This window comes from Humibacillus xanthopallidus, assembly GCF_006716675.1.
GTDB classification, from domain to species: domain Bacteria; phylum Actinomycetota; class Actinomycetes; order Actinomycetales; family Dermatophilaceae; genus Humibacillus; species Humibacillus xanthopallidus_B.
The window spans coordinates 377,731-397,478 of the sequence record NZ_VFPM01000004.1 but is presented as its reverse complement, the minus strand read 5'-3'; the positions used below and the strand labels follow the sequence as shown (position 1 = coordinate 397,478).

Genomic DNA, 19,748 nt, shown 5'->3' with positions numbered 1-19,748 from the left:
GCCGACATCAAAGCGCGTCAGCCCGTCCGCGCCTGTCTCGCGGCCGCATCCCCCCATCGGTATGCCGTCCGCCGGCGGACGTCGATGGCTGCACTCCCGCGGGGGGTACGTTCTCAAGCGGACGGCATACGCCACGCTCGAGAGCGCGCGGTGCGAGCCGCCGACACCAGCACTCCCCTCCCTCGAAAGGGTGCCGATGCGCAGCCTCGGAACCTCCGACCGTCCGGCCGTGCGCGCCGTCTCGCACGCGATCGAGGCGGTCTCCTCACGCACTCGAGCCCGTCAGTTCCTCCGGGTGACCGACCGCATGGGGGCGTCACCGGCCGCGATCCTGCCGTTCGTCAAGGACTCCCCCAACTTCACGGGCCGCCGCTTCGAGGGCGAGGAGCCCTCCCTCCGGCCGCGGGTGCGCGCCCAGACGAGCGCTGCCATCGCCGCGATCCGCGTCAGTGGCCGCGGAAAGCCCGTCGGCGAGGTGCCGGTCGTCGCGGCCCGCCCGCCGCAGACTCCCGGCGACCTCGCCGTGACGTGGTACGGCCACGCGACCTCGGTGCTCGAGATCGACGGTGCGCGCTTCCTCATCGACCCCGTCTTCAGCGAGCGCGTCTCGCCGATCCGGCGGTCAGGGCCGCGGCGGATGCATCCGGTGCCCGGTGCCATCGCGGAGATCCCGACGATCGACGCGGTGCTCATCAGCCACGACCACTACGACCACCTCGACCAGCCGTCGATCGTCAAGCTCGAGGAGACGCACCAGCCGCACTACGTCGTGCCGCTCGGCGTCAACGCCCACCTGCTCGCCTGGGGCGTTCCGCCGGAGCGCATCACCGCCCTCGACTGGCGTGACGAGACCGAGGTCGCCGGCATCCGGCTCACGTGCACCGAGGCGCGGCACAACTCGGGCCGCGGCCTCGTCGACAGCCAGACCCTCTGGGCCGGCTGGGCCCTGCACGGTCCCGCCCACTCGGCGTACTTCGCCGGCGACTCCGGCACGTCCAAGCGCTTCGCCGCCATCGGCGCCGACCTCGGCCCCTTCGACCTCACCCTCATGCCCATCGGTGCCTACGACTCGTTCTGGCCCGACATCCACATGGATCCCGAGCAGGCGCTCGCGGCCCACCGCGACGTCAACCGGATCGGCGACGAGGCCGAGGCGCTCACAAAGGACCATGCGGGCGTCGCCGACGCGTTCATCGAGGGCGACCAGCGCATCGACACCCCGGGCGGCACCCACGAGGAGGGCGAGCGCACGACGACGACGCGCACCGTGCAGACCGCCGCCCGCGAGTCGCTCCTCGTGCCGCTCCACTGGGCGACCTTCAACCTGTCGATGCACTGGTGGGCCGAGCCGATCCGCCGCCTCCTGCGGGCCGCCGGCGAGGCAGGCGTCCCCGTCGCCTGCCCCCGCGTCGGCGAGCGTGTCGACCTCACGACGGGTGACGCCACGACCGTCGCCGAGGCCTTCTCCACCCGTTGGTGGCAGGCGTGCTCGGCCCCCGACGACCGCGACTGACCCCATCGAAAGAGCAGTTCGTCGGCCCGGGCCGTGCAGGGCTCGGGAACTCCGGCGACAGGCGCTTCGCTGACGACAATGGGGGGCGGCCACCCGACGGCCCCTACGTGACCCACCAGGAGGACCCCGTGCAGCTCCCCATCCTTCGCCGCATGGGCGCCAGCCCGGCCGCGATGCGTCGCCGCGCGGCGGCCTCGCCCCACTACCGCGACGGGGAGTTCCGCGCGCACGAGCCGGCGCACATCGTCGCCACCTCCGAGGCCGAGGGGCCGGGCAACCTCATCGCGACGATGGTGCGGGAGTTCGGTCGCGGCAAGCCGAAGGGCGCCGTGCCGCTCGTGCCGCCGCGCCACCCCGACGAGCCGGCTGACCTCGCGGTGACGTGGTACGGCCACGCCACGTGCGTCGTCGAGCTCGACGGCCGCCGCTTCCTGCTCGACCCCGTCTTCGGTGACCGCGTCTCGCCGTCGGCCGTCGTGGGGCCGAAGCGGATGCACCCCGTGCCCGGCACCATCGCCGAGATCCCCCGGCTCGATGCCGTCGTCATCAGTCACGACCACTACGACCACCTCGACGAGCCGTCGATCCGGCAGCTGGAGCGAGCCCACCGGCCGCACTACGTCGTGCCGATCGGCGTCGACCTGCACCTCGAGTCGTGGGGCGTGCCGGCCGAGCGCATCACGAGCCTCGACTGGCGCGAGGAGACCGAGGTCGCGGGCATCCGCCTCACCTGCACCGAGGCCCGGCACTTCTCCGGTCGCGGTCTCGTGCGCAACCAGACGCTGTGGGCGGCGTGGTCGCTCCGCGGGCCCCGGCACTCCGTCTTCTTCGGTGGCGACTCCGGACCGACCCACCGCTACACCGACATCGGTGCCGACCTCGGTCCGTTCGACCTGACGATCATCCCGATCGGGGCCTACAGCGTGCACTGGCCCGACATCCACCTCAACCCGCAGGAGGCGGTCGAGGCGCACCTCGAGGTCAATCGCGGCACGTCCGACTCGGTCATGCTGCCCATCCACTGGGCGACCTTCAAACCTCGCCACCCACTGGTGGAGCGAGCCGATCCGCTGGGCCAGTCGCGTCGCTGCCGAGCGCGGGGTGCGCCTGGTCGCGCCGCTCGTTGGGGCGCGGATCCAGCTGAGCGGCAACGACATCGATGATGTCGTCGCCGCTCACCAGGACCCGTGGTGGGAAGCCTGCTCGGGGCCGTCCGACCGCGACTGAGTCGCCACCTCAGTCGCCACCGGTGTCGGCACCTGTGTCGGCACCTGTGTCGGCACCTCGGCCGCAGCGTGGTCGGTGAAGATCCAGCTGCGCATCGCGACGAAGCGCGCCGCCGTCGACAGCACGTTGGCCACGAGCACGACACCCGTCTGCACCATGGTGCTCGCGTTCGGCGCCACGACGCCCAGCAGTGCCAGCGCAAGGGTCGTCGCGGCATACGTGATGGCGAAGATGACGAGGGCCTGCCCGTGGTGGATCGCGAGTCGCTTGCGACCCGAGATGCCGAACGTCCAGGCGCGGTTGATGCCCGTGTTGGCGAGCGTGGCGATGACGAGGGCGACACCGTTGGCGAGCTGGGAGCCGGCCCCGCCCCGCACCAGGGCCGCGAAGAGGCCGAGGTGCAGGGCGGTCGTGACCAGACCGACGCCCGCAAACCGAATCACCTGTTGGGAGAGCTGGATCCGTGGAGCAGCCATGGTCGTCATCTCTCGTTCGATCAGGACGTGGCGGACAAGGGCTGGGTCAGGTCGTAGAACGTCGAGCCGTCGATCGTCACCGCGGTGAAGTTCTGCTCGACCCACGAGGCGATCTCGGACGAGGAGCTGCTTCCACCGTTCTGGTTGCCGAATCCCCTTCCACCACTGGCGAAGTAGTGGATCTTCCCGTTCGCGACGTACTGCTGGAACTGCGCCAGCGTGGGGCTCGGGTCTGACCCGTTGAACCCGCCGATCGCCATGACCGGCAACCCCGTGCCCAGCTGGAGCCCGGCTGCGGTCTGCGAGCCGACTGCCGCCGCAACCCAGGTGAACTGGTCAGCGTCCTGCGAAAGCGCTGCCACGACAGCGGTGCTCGGAGTCGAGGCATCGAGCAGACCACCCATGCCACCGCCGGTCGTGCCGCCGGTGGGCGCCCCACCCGGCTGGGTGGTGCCGGTCTGGCCCTGCTGCTGGGGCGGCATACCGCCGCGCATGCCGCCCGGGCCGCCGCCGGAGCCTGCAGGACCGGCAGTCACGATGGAGCCGCTGTGCGCCTGGGCCGTGGTCGAGACGGTGTAGGCCGCGGGGCCGGCGAGACCGGCGACGAGGGCAGCCGCGAGCACGAGGGGCACGGCACGCGGGTGGAACCAACGCAGCCCGAGGACGAGCAGTGCCGCGGCCATGCCGAGGGCGAGCACGGAGACCCGGAGCCACTCACCGTAGGCCGTCGTGCGGGACAGGAGGATGAAGCTCCACGTCGCGGCGGCCGCGATGGCCGCCGACAGCGCGACCGTGGCCACGGCGCTGTCGCGGCGCTCCCACACCTCCACCGCACCCATGCCGACGAGGGCGGCGATCGCGGGCGCCAAGGCGACGGTGTAGTACTCGTGGAAGATGCCGGCCATGAACGAGAAGACGAGCATCGTCACGACGAGCCAGCCACCCCAGACGACGTATGCCGCCCGCCGGAGGTCGGTGCGCGGCAGCCGTCCGCGCAGCCAGAGGCCCGCGGCGAGCAGGATGAGGGCACTCGGGATGAGCCAGGAGACCTGACCGCCCACGCTCGAGGAGAACATCCGGAAGAGTCCGGTCTCACCCCACTGACCACCGGCAGCGCCACCACCGCCGCCGACGGATCCCGTCTCGTCACCGCTCAGCCGGCCGAGGCCGTTGTAGCCGAATGTCAGCTCGAGGAAGGAGTTCGTCTGGCTGCCACCGATGTACGGGCGGGCCGAGGCGGGGATGAGCTCGACGATGGCGACCCACCACCCCGCTGACAGCACCATCGTGCCAACGGCCATGAGGGAGTGGATGATTCGCTTGCGCAGCGTCGTCGGCGCCGCGACGAGGTAGGCGAGTCCGAAGAACGGGACGACGAGGAGCACCTGGAGGGTCTTCGTGAGGAAGCCGAGACCGATGAAGACGCCGACGATCATCATCCACTTCGGCGACGCCTGCTCGATGGCCTTCATCGTCGCCCAGGCGCCGAGGGCCATGAGGAGCGTGAGCAGCGCGTCAGGGTTGTTGAAGGTGAACATCAGTGCGGCGACAGGAGTCAGCGCGAGAGCGACGCCCGCGATGAGACCAGCGGCCGCGCCGAAGTGACGCTTCACGGTCGTGTAGACCACCCCGACGGTCGCGACACCCATGAGGACCTGGGGGAAGAGGATCGCGAAGGAGTTGAGACCGAGCAGGCGCACCGAGAGCGCCATGACCCAGAGCGAGGCCGGGGGCTTGTCGACGGTGATCGAGTTGGCGGCGTCGGAGCTGCCGAAGAAGAAGGCCTTCCAGCTCTCGCTGCCGGCCTGGACGGCGGCGGAGTAGAAGGAGTTGGCGTAGCCGCTGGCCGTGAGGTTCCACGTGTAGAGCACGAGGGTCGCGAGCAGCACCCCCATAAGGGCTGGCCTGGCCCAGGCCGGGTCGGTGTCGGCGCCGCGCCAGACGCGGTGCAGCCGACCGCCGCGCGGGGGCAGGGACCCCGTCGACGCGGACCCGGAGGTGGGCTGGGTCGGTGGGTACGCGGTGTTCGAAGCGGCCGCCGGCGATGTCGGGTCGCCCGGCGAGGTCAGGGTCATCGTGTCCATGACCCCACGCTCGGGGCCGAGGCTGTGGTCCGCCTATGACCTGTCTGAGCCACCCTGATGAGAGCTCCCCTCTGGGTGCCTCGGGGTCAGGGCGTCGGAAGTTGGAACGTGTCCACGTTGTCGTCGGGGTTGGAGTCGCTCGCCTCGCTCACCACGCGGACGGTGAGGCTGGGCGGCGGGTCCTGGGAGTAGAGCAGGATGGACAAGGTCGCGGTGCCGTGAACCTCTTGGGCGGGGGCGAAGCACGTGGCGTGCTGGTCGGTGACGATGGCGCAGATCTTGGAAGCAGCTCCACCAGGGGGCTCAAGCGTCGCGGTGATCACGGTTCCTTCACCCTTGACCCTTACGTCGATCGAGACGTTCTCCGCTGATCGAGGCCCTGCGTTGTAGATGGAGTACCTCAGGGTCGTCTCCCCCGATCCGCCGCCGGTACCCGGTGGGTCTCTCGTGAGCACAAGGTCGGTGCCCGTTTCCGCGACGCTCGGTCCATCTGACGGGGGCGGGTTGACGTTCTGCGAGCTATCGCCCGTCCGTCCGTCGGCACCGATGGGTTCGTTGCCGGGGCGCAGCAACAGCCAGCCCACGAGTGCCACGGCGAGCAGGACCACCAGGATCCAGCCGGCCCGGCTCTTCTTGCGCACGTGCTGCACCGGGGGCGGCGGCGCCTGCCGCACCGGAACGGGCGCCGTCCGCGGTGGAGGCGTGGCCGCTGGTGCCGACGCTCTCCTCAGCGGTTTGGTGACGTAGGTCGTGCACGTGTGTGAGTGGCCCGACCTCATCTCGTCGTCGCCGAGCGCGACAACGCTGTAGTGGTACTCCCCCGGACCGGGGGTGTCGTCGAGGGCCATCGGCAGGGTGACGATCGCGTGCCGCACGCCGTTGCGCCACACCTCCCAGGCACGCACGGGCACCCCATGGACGGGCGGCTGCTGCCACATGAGGTTGACGACCCCGTCCACCACCTCGGCGCGCACGTGTCGGGGTTGGGCCGGCGGCGCGGGCCCAGGTGGGGGCGCAGCCACCGCAACAGGGACCGGGGAGACAGGAACCGCGGCACCGGCGTGCGGGCCGGGAGCCGCCGCGGCCGCGGGCTCGGGAGGGGCAGCAAGATCGAAGAGCACCCCGTCGACGGCTCGAAGGTAGAGCACGGGCGTCGCCCACTCCGCCTCGCTCGCCGCGAGGACCGCCTGACGCGCCAACGTCACCGCGAGGTCGACCGGCCGACCGGCGGTGACCGCGTCGTAGAGCGTCCGGCTGAAGGCGGTCGCTGCCGTGTCGGTGATCTGGAACTGCATCGCCACAACCGCGGGAATCCCCTGCTCCACCAGCGCGATCGCGGTGCTCGCATACGGATCGACGTCGCTGACGTGCCCTCCCTCGCAGGAGTTGAGGACCGCGAGCCGGATCGGCGAGTTCGACAGCATGACGCCGAGCTGGCTCCCCGAGACGCGGCGTTGCCGGCCATCCGGCCCGGTGAACGCGAGGTGACCCTCCCCTGTGTCCTCGTCGGAGCCGCCGTGCCCGATGTAGTGGAAGATGTGGAAGTCCCGGTGCATCAGGGTCTCGCGCACATCCTCGAGCGAGGCGACAGGCAGTCGCTCGAGCTCGAGCCGCCCGGAGCGCACCAGGGGGTCGAGCTCGTCGCGCAGGAGCGTCCATTCCCGCTCGACCTCGAGCGGCGGCAGGTCGACGGGGCTCGAGATCACGACGAGCATCCGGAGCGGGCCGGTCACCTGCAGCGGCAGCACCGGCTCGGGAAGGTCGACGAAGCGGAGCGTCGGGAAGCGACTCAGCTGGCAGGGATACCAGTGCCGCTCGGGGTCGTAGAGCAGCTCCCAGGGCAGGTTCGCCAGAGCGGTGGCGTCGGCGAAGCGGATGCGCAGGCGCAGCCCACGCTGGCGCTTGGCCGCGACGTACTGGCTCGTCCGGAGGATCGCGAGGGCCTTCTCGTTGAAGAGGGCCCGGAACAGGTCCGCACCGAACTCCTTCGGGCTCGGCGGCGCCGGGGTCCCAGGCTTCAGCCTCCGCTCGCCGCGAACGCCGAGCCGCACGGCGGGAAGCCCGCCGACGGGCTCCGGCGGCACGAACGGCATGGCAGGGACCGGCCCGGTCGGGGAGTCGACGACACGAGCGGTGTACCCGTCGCCGCTGCGCTCCAGCAGGACTTCGAACTCGTCGTACTCCATCTCCTTGATCGCGATCTCCCCCTCACGGCGAATCGCGAGTCGGACCTCGCCGGAGACTCCACGACTCGGTGCGCAATGGCCAACGACGCCCCGCCCTCACCTCCACGGTATGGCCGCCAGCGACCGCGCCCAGCGGGATTCACCAGCCCGATGGTGTCTCTCTCGTCACCTCGGAGGGCTCCCCGTTCGTCACCTGGCAGGGGTGGGCGCCGGCAGGGTTGCCGGCAGGAACACCGTGAACGTCGTGTCTCCGGGACGGCTGTGCAGCTCGACCCGGCCACCGAGGGCCTTGGCCACGGCAGCCACGATCGACAGGCCGAGTCCCGTGCTTCCACCCGAACGGTTGCGGGCATCATCGCCGCGGGCGAAGCGCTCGAAGACGTTCGGCTGCAAGGCTTCTGGCACGCCTGGTCCGTTGTCGTGCACCGTCAGACGCACCCAGTCGGCGTCCTGCCGGATCGAGGTCGTCACGCGCGTGCCTGCGGGCGTGTGGGTGCGCGCGTTGGCGAGGAGGTTGGCGGCGACCTGATGGAGGCGCGCGGTGTCACCGGTCACCTCGATCGGCTCGGGCGGCAGGTCGAGGTCCCAGACGTGGTCGGGCGAGGCGGCGTGTGCGTCGCTGACGGCGTTGATGACGATCATCGACAGGTCGACGGGCTTCTGCTCGAGCGGTCGCCCGGCGTCGAGCCGTGCGAGGAGGAGCAGGTCCTCGACGAGCGAGCTCATCCGGTTGGCCTCCGACTCGATGCGTCCCATCGCGTGGGTCACCGAGGTCGGCACCTCCTCTGGCTCACGGCGAGACAGCTCTGCGTAGCCCTTGATGGAGGCGAGCGGCGTGCGCAGCTCGTGCGAGGCGTCGGCGACGAACTGGCGCACCCGCTGCTCGCTCTGGTGTCGAGAGTTCAGCGCCTCGTCGACATGGTCGAGCATCTCGTTGAGGGCCGCACCCACCTGCCCGACCTCTGTGCGGGTGTCGGTGTCGGCCGGGTCGACCCGCTCGGCGAGAGCGACCTTGCCGGACGCTAGCGGCATGCGGGAGACGCGGGTCGCGGTGTCGGCCACTCGTTGCAGCGGCTCGAGGTTGCGCCGCACGATCCAGCTGCCGAGCACGAAGACGAGCACGATTCCGGCAGCCACGGTGGTGATGGTGATGGCAGCCATCCGCTGGACCGTGTGTTCGTTGGGCGCCAGCGGCAGACCGACGATGAGGACACCGGGGGTGCCCTGGGTGGGCGGCAGGCCGCGCGGGGTCAACGTCGTGTATGCCGCGACGACGCGGTAGTTTCCAGCGCTCCCGCCCAGCTGCACGTCGGTCGCGTCGCGACCGAGGCCGGAGTTGGCGAGGATCGAGAGCTGCGCCGACGTGAGGTTGCGACGATCCTTGTCGAGAGACGTGGCCGCCCCGACGGGGCCGGTGAACAGCGACGTCGGCTGGGTGGGCAGGAAGGCGATGAGCCCTTCGTCACCGGGTCCGCCGGGCCGGCGCTCGTCGTCCTCCGCGACGTTGAAGTCGGGCAGCGGACCGCCGCTGAGGTTGCGCAGGATGGACTGGTTGAGCTGCTCGTCGACCTGGCTGGTCAGCTGGTTGTTGAGGGTGAGAACCGTCACCGCGCCGGTCGCGAGGCTCAGAACGGTGAAGAGGGCGAGCATCGATGCGACGAGCTTGGCGCGCAGCGTCCAGGCTCGCCAGGGCACGAGGCGCCCACGAGCCTCCGCGAAGCGTTCGCGCAACCGTCGCTTCGGGGCCAGGGCAGGGACCTCCACGACGTCTGCCGACGGGAGGTCCTCGGGGCGGGGTTCGTCGACCAGATCAGCGATCGTGGAGGTCCGCTCCGAACGCACCGTGTCAGGCGGCGGGCTTGAGGACATACCCCGCCCCTCGCATCGTGTGGATCATCGGCTCGCGCCCGGCGTCGATCTTCTTGCGCAGGTAGGAGATGTAGAGCTCGACGACGTTGGCCTGGCCGCCGAAGTCGTAGTTCCAGACGCGGTCGAGGATCTGCGCCTTGGACAGCACTCGCCGCGGGTTGCGCATGAGGTAGCGCAGGAGCTCGAACTCCGTTGCGGTCAAGTGGATCTCGTCGCCCCCGCGACGCACCTCGTGGCTGTCCTCGTCGAGCGACAGGTCGCCGACGACGAGCATCGAGTCGCTCGACGACACGGCCACGGTCGTGCGGCGCATGAGGGCCCGGACGCGGGCGACGACCTCTTCGAGCGAGAAGGGCTTCGTCACGTAGTCGTCGCCGCCGGCGGTGAGCCCGGAGACGCGGTCCTCGACGGCGTCCTTGGCGGTGAGGAAGAGGACCGGCACGTTCGCGTTGTCGGCGCGCATGCGACGCAGCACCTCGAGCCCGTCGAAGTCGGGCAGCATCATGTCGAGCACGACGGCGTCGGGGTCGAACTCGCGAGCGGCACGCACCGCCTCCATGCCGGTGCCGGCGGAGCGGACCTCCCAGCCCTCGTAGCGCAGGGCCATGCCGAGCAGCTCGGTGAGGTTGGGCTCGTCGTCGACGACGAGCACCCGCACGGGCGATCCGTCGAGTCGCTGGAGTCGGGCTGCGGCCTGGGTCTTCTCGCTCATGTATCCAGTGAACCTGTGGGCACTGTGCGACCGCCAGCACCTGCCTGTGTGAATTCTGTGGAGTCGCTGTCGGCCAAGACCCAGCGCACCGACGGCCCGGCCACAGGCTCGCCACAGGTGTCGCGTCGACCGTGGCGTCATGAGCAACGACTCCACCCCCACGCAGCCGGAGCGTCCGGAGCCGAGGCTGCCGCAGTTCGACCCGAACTCGGCCGGTGCACCCGCGCACCCACCGGTGGCTGCCGGCCCCGACGAGACGCAGGTGCTCCCGTCAGCGCCCACCGCGCGCACCCCCGTCGTGCCGCCCGCAGAGCCCTACGCGTATGCCGCCGCGCCGAGTGCCGCCGCCGGGTCCACGCCCGCCGTGGCCCAGGCCGCCCCGGGCGCCGCTGCCCAGCGCTCTCCGCGCTGGTCGGCCAAGAAGACCGCCGTGACCGCGGGGCTGGTCCTCGTGCTGACCTCCGCGGGCGCCATCGCCGCCGCGGCCGCCATGCCCTCCGGCAGCACCGCGGAGACCGGACGCTTCGGTGGGCCCGGTCAGGGCCGCATCTTCCCCTTCCCGGGGGGTCAGGGCCAGCAGGGCCAGCAGGGCCAGGGTCAGCAGGTGCTGCCCAACCTGCCGGGCCAGCAGGGCGGCAACCAGCTGCCCGGGCGGCCCGACGCCGACTCCGACGGGGACGCTGACGGGGACCGCGACACCACCCGCGGACTGGGTGGTCTCGACCCCAACCAGCTGCTCGGGCTGAGCCCCGACCAGCTGCTGCAGCTGCTCGAGGACCAGGGGCAGCTCGGGTCAGGCGGCTCCGAAGGCCTCCCGGGCTCGCCGCGCGACGGCGCCCCCAGCCAGGAGGGCACGACGCCCCAGGACGGCACGGCCCGGACGACGTGAGGTGAGGCTGCCCTGTGGTGACAGGCGCTGAGGGCGGTGTCACGATCGGGGCATGACGGCAGACGAATCCGCCGGGGCCGATGAGCTGGTCGCCACCGACCAGACCGGCACCGGCCCCGAGGAGCCGCACGACGCCAACGTCGGCTCGCGCCTCAACTGGCTGCGCGCGGGAGTGCTCGGCGCCAACGACGGCATCGTCTCGACGGCCGGGGTCGTCGTCGGATTCGCCGGAGCGACGAACGACCGCACGGCGATCATCCTGTCGGGCATCGCCGCCCTGTCGGCGGGCGCCATGTCGATGGCCGCCGGCGAGTACGTCTCCGTCAGCACCCAGCGCGACTCCGAGAAGGCCCTCATCACGCTCGAGACCCGCGAGCTCCACGAGGACCCCGACGGCGAGCTCGAGGAGCTGACGCAGCTCTACGAGGCCAAGGGCATGAGCCGCGCGGTCGCCGAGCAGGTCGCCACCGAGCTCACCGCGCACGATGCGCTCAAGGCGCATGCCGAGGCGGAGCTCGGCATCGACCCCTCCGATCTCACGAACCCCTGGCACGCCGCTGGCGCCTCGATGCTCGCGTTCATCGTCGGGGCCCTGCTGCCGTTGCTGACGATCACCTTCTCGCCCGAGTCGCTGCGCGTCTGGGTGACCGTCGGCAGCGTCGCCGCGGCCCTCGTGCTCACCGGCTACGTCAGCGCACGGATGGGGCACAGCCCCGTGCAGCGCGCCATCGTGCGCAACGTCGCCGGTGGGCTGCTCGCCATGGGCGTCACCTACCTCATCGGCGTGGTCGCCGGGGTCAGCCTCGGCTGACCGAGGGCCTCGCCAGCGCGGCGGCCCACGGAGATCGTGGTCGGACGCACCCGGCATACGGCCTCGGCATGTAGAGTCGAGGGGTCCCGGTGCCAGCTGGCGCCACGAGCCGCAGGAGCCGCCTCCGCCCGAACGGGCGAGCGCTCCACCAACCGGACGCGCAGGTCAAGACCTCGGCCTCCACACGGGAACGGGACAACGGCACGTCCAGGGTTGACCGGCGTGCTGCATATCTGGTGATGACCGCCCACGCACGACCACCGTCTGCTGGTCGGACGGGCGTCACCTGCCTGACCAGGAGGAACATGCCAGCGCGAGTGCGCCGTCGGCCCACCGACGGCTCGAGCGACACCGGGACGCGCCGCGTCCAGACCCGCCGCGACGACCCGGCGCCGCTCATCCCCGTGCTCGCGCGACGCGTGCGCGAGATCGAGGCGCGGATCAGCTCCAAGGGCAAGGCGAGCCCGACCAACCGGACGAAGTTCCAGGTCATCGCCCTGCTCATGCGCGCCGAGCGGGCCCGGGTCAAGGAGGACTCCGCGCTGTCCGGCACCACTCGCGCCGAGCTGCTCAAGCGCCTCGACGGCATCGCGACGATCCTCGCGCAGATCGCCGCGCGCGACACGAGCCTCCTGCCCCTGCTCGACGTCGACGCCCGCCCCGGGGCGGCAGCCCAGCAGCTGCGGCGCGACTGGCTCCTCGAGTCGGGCGCGGAGCTCGCCGAGGAGGATCTCGCTGTCATGGCTCCCCCGCCGCCCGAGCCGCTCGTGCCCCCGCAGCTCGCGGCGAAGCAGGTGATGCCGCAGTCCGTGCCGGCGCGCGCGCTCGCCAACCCCTTCCTCGTGCCCGACCTCACGCCACGGCCGGCCCACGAGTACCTGCCCAGCCGCCTGGCCGGGTGGGAGCTGCTCGGTCCGCTCTACCGTGCCTTCGAGCTCGGCGCGGGTGGCGACGCAGCCTCGATGGAGCTGCCCCCGAAGCCGCTCATCGACCGCTTCTCACCCCTCGGCCAGCACCTCATGGTGCACCAGTCACGCTTCCTCCAGAGCGTGCAGGAGGGTCACCGCACCTTCCTGCTCGCCGACGAGCCCGGCCTCGGCAAGACGGCGCAGTCGGTGCTCGCGGCCTCCGTCGCGAACGCCTACCCGATGCTCGCCGTCGTGCCCAACGTCGTGAAGATCAACTGGGCGCGCGAGGTCGAGCGGTGGACGCCGCAGCGCAAGGTGAGCGTCATCCACGGTGACGGCAAGGACGTCGACGCCTTCGCCGACGTCTTCGTCGTCAACTACGAGATCCTCGACCGTCACTTCGCGTGGCTCTCGTCCTTCGGCTTCCGCTCGATGGTGGTCGACGAGGCCCACTTCATCAAGAACCTCACGTCCCAGCGGTCGCAGCAGGTGCTCGCCCTCGCCGACCGGCTGCGCGCGACGACGCCGGGCGGCAACCCCCTGCTCCTCGCCCTCACGGGCACCCCGCTCATCAACGACGTCAAGGACTTCGACGCCATCTGGCGCTTCCTCGGCTGGATCAAGGGCGGCAAGCCCGTCGACGAGATCGTCCGTCGCCTCGACGAGACGGGCTACTCGCCCGCCGACCGCGGCTTCTACCCCGAGGCCCGCCGTGCCGTCATCGACATGGGCATCGTGCGCCGCCGCAAGGTCGACGTCGCGAGCGACCTCCCCGAGAAGCGCATCGCCGACATCACCGTCGAGCTCGACGACGCCCTCGGCCAGTCCATCCGCAAGGCGGAGCGGGCCGTCGGCGAGCGCCTCGCCAAGCGGTATGCCGCCCTGCTGAGTGAGGAGCGCGGCGTCACTGTCGCGGGTCCCGAGCTCGCGTTCGAGCCCGACGAGGCGCTCATGCGCCGGGTCGCCGCCGCCGAGCTCAAGGCGGCCACGGGTCAGAAGAACACCGAGAACGTCTTCACGCTCGTGCGCAAGATCGGTCAGGCCAAGGCGACCCTCGCGGCCGACTACGCGGCGCAGCTGTCCCACTCGGTCGGCAAGGTCGTCTTCTTCGCCAAGCACATCGACGTCATGGACACCGCCGAGCGGGTGCTCGCCGAGGCCGGCCTGCGCACGGTGTCGGTGCGTGGCGAGCAGACGAGCACCCAGCGCCAGCACGCCATCGACGCCTTCCAGGGCGACCCCGAGGTCGCGGTGGCGGTGTGCTCGCTGACGGCAGCCGGTGTCGGGCTCAACCTGCACGCCGCCTCCAACGTCGTGCTCGCTGAGCTGTCGTGGACGGCGGCGGAGCAGGGCCAGGCCATCGACCGCGTGCACCGCATCGGTCAGGACGAGCCGGTCACCGCGTGGCGCATCCTCGCGGCGAGCACGATCGACTCCAAGATCGCCGAGCTCATCGACGCCAAGCAGGGGCTCGCCGCGCGTGCCCTCGACGGCAGCGACGTCGACATCGCGGCGGGCGACACCCTCCAGCTCGAGGCGCTCGTCCAGCTGCTCCGGCAGGCCTTGGAGAACACGCCCGACTGACGGGCTCCCTCACGTGGCATCTGGGGCCCGCGCCTCTGGCCGGCGGTGCGGGTTCCTATTCGGGACGAACGGGTTGCGGCGAAGCGGGCGATGACCCGCGCCGACGCGGCGGTGGACGTCGGGTTGGACACTTGCCTCATGGTCGACGTCGATCCAGAGCGTTTCGAGATGATGGTGAGCGAGGCGCTCGACGGCATCCCCGCAGAGCTGGGCGAGCTCATGACCAACGTGGCTGTCACGGTGCAGCACGTCTCCGGGCCGCCGGGACTCCTGGGCCTCTACCAAGGAGTGCCCTTGACCCGTCGGTCGTCGTTCTATGCAGGCGTCCTGCCGGACCGGATCACGATCTACCGTCTCGCCATCTGCGCGCTGTGCGTCAGCGAATCCGACGTGGTGGAGCAGGTTCGGCGCACGGTCATCCACGAGGTGGGTCATCACTTCGGGATCGGTGACGCACGGCTGCGCGAGCTCGGCTGGTGACGGCACCGGTGGCGTCAGGACAAGCTGTGGAGTTGGGGCCGAACCTGCGGAGCCATGGTTCTGTCGGCGCCACCTCCTGACGCAGAAACATCCAGGCGGGACGTCGAATCCGCCAACCACCATTCGACGTGGTGACGGAAGCGCCACCACCACCTGTGAAGGAGAACGTCAATGCGCACCCTGATCTCCACCTCATTCGTCTCGCTCGACGGGAAGCTCGACCCCACCGGCGGCGACCCGGGGCTGCACGACACTCAGTGGACCTTCAAGACCGTCGACTTCCTGCCGGAGGCCTACGAACTCAAGGGCCGCGAACAGGAAGAGGCGGGCGCCCTGCTGCTCGGGCGAAGGAGCTACCAGCTGTTCGCGCCTGTGTGGCCCGGCATGGCGGAGTTCGCCCGCTACAAGACCCTGCCCAAGTACGTCGTCTCCACGACCCTCGAGGAGGACGACCTCGTCGATGACTGGGGCGAGACGACTGTTATGCGCTCGGTCGACGAGGTCGCCAGGCTCAAGGAGACCGACGGGGACCCGCTGCTCGTGCACGGGAGCGCCACCCTCAACCGGGGGCTGCAGGAGGCTGGCCTCATCGATCGCTACCACCTGCTGGTGTTCCCGGTGCTGCTCGGCGCGGGCAAGTCACTGTTCAGCGACGCGGACATCGCCGCCCAACGAGTGCGCGTCATCGAGCACGAGGTCTACAGCAACGGCATTCAGAAGCAGGTCCTCGACGTTCTCCGCTGAGCGTTCGAGCTCGGTGTGCTCGTGCACTGGTGAAGCGCTGTCGCTCACCCAGCGTCAGTGCGCGGTCCGACGACAGCGCTCGCGCCTCTCGGCATTGGCGTAGTCGGACACGAACAGACACACGACTACAGGGGAACCCGATCAGATGTGACACGACAGTGTGACCCCCCGAAGGGGGGACTGCTGCACGGATAGGTGACACCTGATCTGTGGCGCTGAAGGGCGCCGCTGGAAGGATGTTCACCGTGCCCAAGCCCTACCCCAAAGAGTTCCGTGACGACGTCGTGAACGTCGCTCGCGGCCGCGAGCCGGGCCAGTCGCTCAAGCAGATCGCGGCCGACTTCGGCATCGCCGAGTCCTGCCTGCGTAACTGGATGCGCGAGGCCGACGTCGAGGACGGCATCAAGCCAGGAGCCACAGCGGCTGAGAGTGCCGAGCTGCGCGAGGCCAAGAAACGGATCCGTCTGCTCGAGCAGGAGAACGAGGTCCTGCGCCGAGCCGCGGCGTACCTGTCGCAGGCGAACCTGCCGGGAAAATGATGTACCCGCTCGTCCGCGAGCTGGCCGCCGACGGGATCCCCGTCGCGGTGACGTGCCGGGTCCTGAAACTCGCCCGCCAGCCGTACTACCGCTGGCTGGCGGCACCAGTCACCGCGAGCGACAGAGCCGAGGCGCACCTGGCCAACGTCCTGTTCGACGCCCACCGGGACGACCCCGAGTTCGGCTACCGGTACCTGGCCGACGAGGCACGCGACGCCGGCCAGCAGGCCTGCGACCGGACCATGTGGCGGGTCTGCTCGGCCAACGGCTGGTGGTCGGCGTTCGGCAAGAAGCGCGGCAAGAACGGCAAGAAGCCCGGGCCACCGGTGCACGACGACCTCGTCCAGCGCGTCTTCACCGCCCCGGACCGGAACCGGCTGTGGCTCAGCGACATCACCGAGCACTGGACCGGTGAGGGCAAGCTCTACCTCTGCGCGATCAAGGACGTCTACTCCAACCGGATCGTCGGCTACTCGATCAGCGACCGGATGACCTCCCGGCTGGCCGTCGACGCCCTGGCAAACGCGGTCGCCCGACGCGGGCAGGTCGCCGGCTGCATCCTGCACACCGACCGCGGATCGCAGTTCAGGTCACGGAGATTCGTCCGTGCCCTGCACCGGCACGGCATGGTCGGCTCGATGGGCAAGGTCGGCGCGGCCGGTGACAACGCCGCCATGGAGTCCTTCTTCGCCCTGCTGCAGAAGAACGTCCTGAACCGTCGAGCCTGGGACAGCCGCCAACAGCTACGGATCGCGATCGTCACCTGGATCGAACGGACCTACCACCGCCGACGCCGTCAGGACGCCCTCGGACGATTGACCCCCATCGAGTTCGAGACCATCATGACCAAACCTGCCACTCAGGCAGCCTGACCCCACCTGTCACCTATCCGTGCAGCAGTCCCGGGCCCCGGTCGATTCGCTGCTGCTCAGATCGCTCGGATCGCTCAGATCGCTCGGACTTCGGCGAGCCGCTCGACCGCGAATCGGTCGGTCCCGCTGGGATCCCAGCACACGGCAGCTTCCCATGCGGCTCGCGCCTGTGCAGCGACGTCGTACGCGTCGTCATCGAGGCCGGCAGCGTTGTGCGGCAGCGCCAGGTCGAGGTCGGGAACGTCGACGTGCGACTCATCCCAGTCGATCAAGGCGACGCGATCCGCAGTCAACCGGACATTACGCGGGTTGGGGTCGCCGTGAACGACGCATGCCGTCCGACCGGAGAGTCGTTCCCATGCCGCTCGGCATCTGGCGACAGCCTCCGCCGGCATCGCCCCGAGGTCGACCTTCGTCCCGATCTCGGCGCGCAGCAAGTCGGTCGATGACCGCCAGCCTGGGCGTTGAGGCCAGCCATACGTGAGCCGATGCAGCTGGCGCAGTGCGTCGGCGACGCGGCCCCAGTCCGCTTCGGTTTCCGGTGGCTCACCCTCTACGTAGGTCATGATCACTAGACCGTCAGCGACGAGCCGACCATCGACGGTCGGGATGGGCACCGGCACCGCCATACCCTCCCGGTCCAGGTGCCGCAACAGGGCGGTCTCCCATGCGAGATCAGCGTCGCTGCGCCGGCCGAGTCGCCCAACCGCACGGTGCCCCGCGACGCGCACGCGGTACACCTCGTTGACACCAGCTCCGCCAGTCAGCGCTTCGCCGCGAACGACGTCGTCACCCCACTGCTCGAGCAGCTCCCATCCCACCGGTCACATCTTGGCGGAGGGACATGAACGGCTCAACGAGATTCCGGACGGGCGTAGCGGCAGGCCTCTTTGTCCGCGGCAGGATCGGACGTCCCGTCCGCGGCAAATGAGGAAGTCCTCGCGCGCTGTGCGCCCTCGCATCTCTGCGAGTCGGCCGCCCCATGTGGCCATGACCTGCCAGCATTCGCGGGTGAGCTTCGCTATCGCCACCTGCCAGCCCACCGCGTCGTCGGATCCCCGCGTCAACGGTGGCGAGATGCGTCGCATGCTCAGGGTCGCTTCGGCAGCAAGTGCGCGGCTCGTCGACCGATGCGACAAGCGCAAGTGCTCGCACACCGAGGTCACGCAGTTCTACACGCCTGGCTTCGAGCCGGTGGTCTTCGACGTCGACGGGTTCCGCTTCGGTCTGGCGATCTGCATCGAGATCAACTTTTCCGAGGTGTTTGCCGAGTACGACCGGCTCGGCGTCGACTGTCTCCTGCTGTCCGCCTACCCGGTCGACTCGGTCTTCGCGACCAAGGCTCGCGCGTACGCCGCGATCCACAACTACTGGGTGAGCCTGTCGGTGCCGGCGCAGACCACGTACCTGTTCCACTCCGGACTTATCGGACCACACGGCGAGGTGCTGGCCGACGTCGGTGGCGAGTCCGGGTTGGTGGTCGGGACGTTGGACCGAGCAGATCCGGCACTTTGCGGTGCGCTCGAGTCTGCCCGCCCCTGGCGGGCGAGGGCGCGGGTCGGCGACATCTACGAGGAGCGCCGGGTCACCGACGAGCGCAGCCGAGTGCGCACCGAGTTCTGACGGCCTGAGCCTGTCCGTGAAAGCGCGGTGATCGGGCCGCCCAGTCGGCGGCGAGATCGGACGTCCCGTCCGCGGCATGTGCGGATGCAGCCGACGCCATCTGCGACAGATACGGTCGCACGGGACCGTGCTCTGCCTGCGAGTTGTGGCCGTCTCAACGACTTCACTTTCGCCAGAAGAGGTGGTGGACGACGCCGTTCCCGCTGGGTACGACGTCACGGTGGTACCGGTCGAGGAGTTCATCGGGAGAGTCCCACAGCCGGGATCCGGCACCAAGCTCCACAGGGGCAACGGCCACGTGCAGAGTGTCGATGAGATCGGCGTCGAGGAACTGCCGGATGGTGTTCGCGCCGCCTCCCAGACGGACGTCCTTGCCGTCGGCTGCCTCGAGCGCGAGCTGCAGCACGTCCTTGGCCGCGCCGCTGACGAAGTTGAACGTGGTGTCGGAGATCGTGAACGACGGACGCTCGTGATGGGTCATGACGAAGACCGGGGTGTGGAACGGTGGCTCGTCACCCCACCAGCCCCGCCAGTCGTGGTCGTTCCACGGACCACGGTGGGGGCCGAACTTGTTGCGGCCCATGATTTCCGCGCCGATGTTGCGGTGGAAGTCGCGCACCAGATAGTCGTCGAGGCCCCGGCTGCCGCCGGGGTCGGTGCGCGTTGGCCAGCTCGCCGTCGCGCCCGTCCACGAGAAGAGCGCGGCCGGGTCGGCGTGGCCGAACGGGTGCTCCAGGCTCTGTCCTTCGCCGGAGGCGTAGCCGTCACTCGACACGTTGAAGTTGTGGACTCTCACCATTTGGGGCACTTCTACTCCTCTCGACGCGTTCGTGTGGTGATAGGACCTCCCGAGGCGACGGAACTCATCACCTCAATGCCCGGATGCTGCCGTGCGACGGTACGGCTGGCAACGCAGCTCGGCAGACCGCATGCTATCTGCGGCAGACATCCCTGGAGATTCGGACGTCCCGTCCGCGGCAGTTCAGGAAGGCTTTCGGGGCCTCATCTTGGCCGTGTGTGAGAACTTGTGTGTCATGCACGAGTACGTCTTTGTCCCGGCCAAGGGAACGGGCGCTTCCGCTGCTCTTCTCGTGCTCCTCCATGGTGCCGACGGGCGCGAGACAGATCTGCTCCCACTCGCCGAACGGCTCACGCCCTCCGCGGCCATGATCGCATTCGCGGGGCTGTTGCGACATCTGGTGGCTTCGCGTTCTTCCACCGTTTCGATGAC

Annotated in this window: 16 protein-coding genes; 9 read left to right on the top strand and 7 right to left on the bottom strand. The window is 70.0% G+C overall.

What is annotated here, in order from left to right; translation table 11 throughout:
• The first annotated feature begins 196 nt into the window (after positions 1–196).
• Positions 197–1,513 carry an MBL fold metallo-hydrolase gene (locus FBY41_RS21295; RefSeq protein ID WP_141846939.1) on the top strand — a complete coding sequence of 439 codons (1,317 nt, stop codon included), beginning with the start codon at positions 197–199 and terminating at the stop codon, positions 1,511–1,513.
• Between the two features lie 128 nt (positions 1,514–1,641).
• Positions 1,642–2,676 carry an MBL fold metallo-hydrolase gene (locus FBY41_RS21290; RefSeq protein ID WP_260439961.1) on the top strand — a complete coding sequence of 345 codons (1,035 nt, stop codon included), beginning with the start codon at positions 1,642–1,644 and terminating at the stop codon, positions 2,674–2,676.
• Positions 2,677–2,688: 12 nt separating this feature from the next.
• Here FBY41_RS21290 and FBY41_RS21285 read toward each other — a convergent pair whose 3' ends face one another.
• The 5 genes from FBY41_RS21285 to FBY41_RS21265 all read right to left on the bottom strand — a co-directional run bounded on the left by FBY41_RS21285 (position 2,689) and on the right by FBY41_RS21265 (position 10,067).
• Positions 2,689–3,216, bottom strand: coding sequence for a GtrA family protein (locus FBY41_RS21285; protein ID WP_185749195.1), 528 nt, complete (start codon positions 3,214–3,216; stop codon positions 2,689–2,691).
• A 20-nt stretch (positions 3,217–3,236) separates the two neighbouring features.
• Complete coding sequence (locus tag FBY41_RS21280) at positions 3,237–5,300, bottom strand: ArnT family glycosyltransferase (protein ID WP_141846935.1); 2,064 nt, start codon at positions 5,298–5,300, stop codon at positions 3,237–3,239.
• 86 nt (positions 5,301–5,386) lie between these two features.
• Complete coding sequence (locus FBY41_RS21275) at positions 5,387–7,486, bottom strand: CHAT domain-containing protein (RefSeq protein ID WP_141846933.1); 2,100 nt, start codon at positions 7,484–7,486, stop codon at positions 5,387–5,389.
• Between the two features lie 189 nt (positions 7,487–7,675).
• Positions 7,676–9,355, bottom strand: a complete 1,680-nt coding sequence (locus FBY41_RS21270) for a sensor histidine kinase (RefSeq protein WP_141846931.1) — start codon at positions 9,353–9,355, stop codon at positions 7,676–7,678.
• The gene (locus FBY41_RS21265) at positions 9,333–10,067 is read right to left on the bottom strand and encodes a response regulator transcription factor (protein ID WP_141846929.1); all 735 of its coding nucleotides are present in this window, start codon (positions 10,065–10,067) and stop codon (positions 9,333–9,335) included. The genes FBY41_RS21270 and FBY41_RS21265 overlap by 23 nt, the downstream gene beginning before the upstream one ends.
• Before the next feature lie 139 nt (positions 10,068–10,206).
• Here FBY41_RS21265 and FBY41_RS21260 point away from each other — a divergent pair, with 139 nt between their 5' ends.
• The 6 genes from FBY41_RS21260 to FBY41_RS21235 all read left to right on the top strand — a co-directional run bounded on the left by FBY41_RS21260 (position 10,207) and on the right by FBY41_RS21235 (position 16,894).
• Positions 10,207–10,956: a hypothetical protein gene (locus FBY41_RS21260; RefSeq protein ID WP_141846925.1), complete on the top strand. Its 750-nt coding sequence runs from the start codon at positions 10,207–10,209 to the stop codon at positions 10,954–10,956.
• A 52-nt stretch (positions 10,957–11,008) separates the two neighbouring features.
• Positions 11,009–11,767 (top strand): VIT1/CCC1 transporter family protein, encoded by a 759-nt coding sequence (locus FBY41_RS21255; protein WP_141846923.1) that lies wholly within the window; start codon positions 11,009–11,011, stop codon positions 11,765–11,767.
• Positions 11,768–12,072: 305 nt separating this feature from the next.
• A complete protein-coding gene (locus FBY41_RS21250) occupies positions 12,073–14,259 on the top strand; it encodes a DEAD/DEAH box helicase (RefSeq protein ID WP_141846921.1) in 2,187 nt (728 codons plus the stop codon).
• Between the two features lie 138 nt (positions 14,260–14,397).
• Positions 14,398–14,739 carry a metallopeptidase family protein gene (locus FBY41_RS21245; RefSeq protein ID WP_141846919.1) on the top strand — a complete coding sequence of 114 codons (342 nt, stop codon included), beginning with the start codon at positions 14,398–14,400 and terminating at the stop codon, positions 14,737–14,739.
• Between the two features lie 171 nt (positions 14,740–14,910).
• Positions 14,911–15,483, top strand: coding sequence for a dihydrofolate reductase family protein (locus FBY41_RS21240; RefSeq protein ID WP_141846917.1), 573 nt, complete (start codon positions 14,911–14,913; stop codon positions 15,481–15,483).
• 245 nt (positions 15,484–15,728) lie between these two features.
• Positions 15,729–16,894 (top strand): IS3 family transposase gene (locus FBY41_RS21235; RefSeq protein WP_141841416.1). Its coding sequence is split into 2 segments (ribosomal slippage): positions 15,729–16,013 and positions 16,016–16,894, totalling 1,164 coding nucleotides; the frame shifts between segments, so codons are not numbered across the junction.
• Positions 16,895–16,968: 74 nt separating this feature from the next.
• Here the strand turns inward: FBY41_RS21235 and FBY41_RS21230 are convergent.
• Entirely contained in the window at positions 16,969–17,715 is a 747-nt protein-coding gene (locus FBY41_RS21230; protein ID WP_141846915.1) for a phosphotransferase enzyme family protein, read from the bottom strand.
• Positions 17,716–17,884: 169 nt separating this feature from the next.
• Here FBY41_RS21230 and FBY41_RS21225 point away from each other — a divergent pair, with 169 nt between their 5' ends.
• Complete coding sequence (locus tag FBY41_RS21225; RefSeq protein ID WP_260439966.1) at positions 17,885–18,517, top strand: carbon-nitrogen hydrolase family protein; 633 nt, start codon at positions 17,885–17,887, stop codon at positions 18,515–18,517.
• Between the two features lie 163 nt (positions 18,518–18,680).
• On the opposite strand, the gene FBY41_RS21220 is transcribed toward FBY41_RS21225, so the two are convergent.
• On the bottom strand, positions 18,681–19,316 hold the full coding sequence (locus tag FBY41_RS21220; protein WP_221629381.1) for a dihydrofolate reductase family protein: 636 nt from the start codon (positions 19,314–19,316) through the stop codon (positions 18,681–18,683).
• Positions 19,317–19,748 lie beyond the last annotated feature (432 nt).

What these genes read in the sequence shown, in the direction of transcription:
- FBY41_RS21255 (WP_141846923.1), top strand. Translation starts at nt 11,009, where the DNA reads ATGACGGCAGACGAATCCGCCGGGGCCGATGAGCTGGTCGCCACCGAC.
- FBY41_RS21285 (WP_185749195.1), bottom strand. Translation starts at nt 3,216, where the DNA reads ATGGCTGCTCCACGGATCCAGCTCTCCCAACAGGTGATTCGGTTTGCG.
- FBY41_RS21225 (WP_260439966.1), top strand. Translation starts at nt 17,885, where the DNA reads ATGACCTGCCAGCATTCGCGGGTGAGCTTCGCTATCGCCACCTGCCAG.
- FBY41_RS21250 (WP_141846921.1), top strand. Translation starts at nt 12,073, where the DNA reads ATGCCAGCGCGAGTGCGCCGTCGGCCCACCGACGGCTCGAGCGACACC.
- FBY41_RS21295 (WP_141846939.1), top strand. Translation starts at nt 197, where the DNA reads ATGCGCAGCCTCGGAACCTCCGACCGTCCGGCCGTGCGCGCCGTCTCG.
- FBY41_RS21240 (WP_141846917.1), top strand. Translation starts at nt 14,911, where the DNA reads ATGCGCACCCTGATCTCCACCTCATTCGTCTCGCTCGACGGGAAGCTC.
- FBY41_RS21220 (WP_221629381.1), bottom strand. Translation starts at nt 19,316, where the DNA reads ATGGTGAGAGTCCACAACTTCAACGTGTCGAGTGACGGCTACGCCTCC.
- FBY41_RS21265 (WP_141846929.1), bottom strand. Translation starts at nt 10,067, where the DNA reads ATGAGCGAGAAGACCCAGGCCGCAGCCCGACTCCAGCGACTCGACGGA.
- FBY41_RS21260 (WP_141846925.1), top strand. Translation starts at nt 10,207, where the DNA reads ATGAGCAACGACTCCACCCCCACGCAGCCGGAGCGTCCGGAGCCGAGG.
- FBY41_RS21245 (WP_141846919.1), top strand. Translation starts at nt 14,398, where the DNA reads ATGGTCGACGTCGATCCAGAGCGTTTCGAGATGATGGTGAGCGAGGCG.
- FBY41_RS21280 (WP_141846935.1), bottom strand. Translation starts at nt 5,300, where the DNA reads ATGGACACGATGACCCTGACCTCGCCGGGCGACCCGACATCGCCGGCG.
- FBY41_RS21270 (WP_141846931.1), bottom strand. Translation starts at nt 9,355, where the DNA reads ATGTCCTCAAGCCCGCCGCCTGACACGGTGCGTTCGGAGCGGACCTCC.
- FBY41_RS21275 (WP_141846933.1), bottom strand. Translation starts at nt 7,486, where the DNA reads ATGGAGTACGACGAGTTCGAAGTCCTGCTGGAGCGCAGCGGCGACGGG.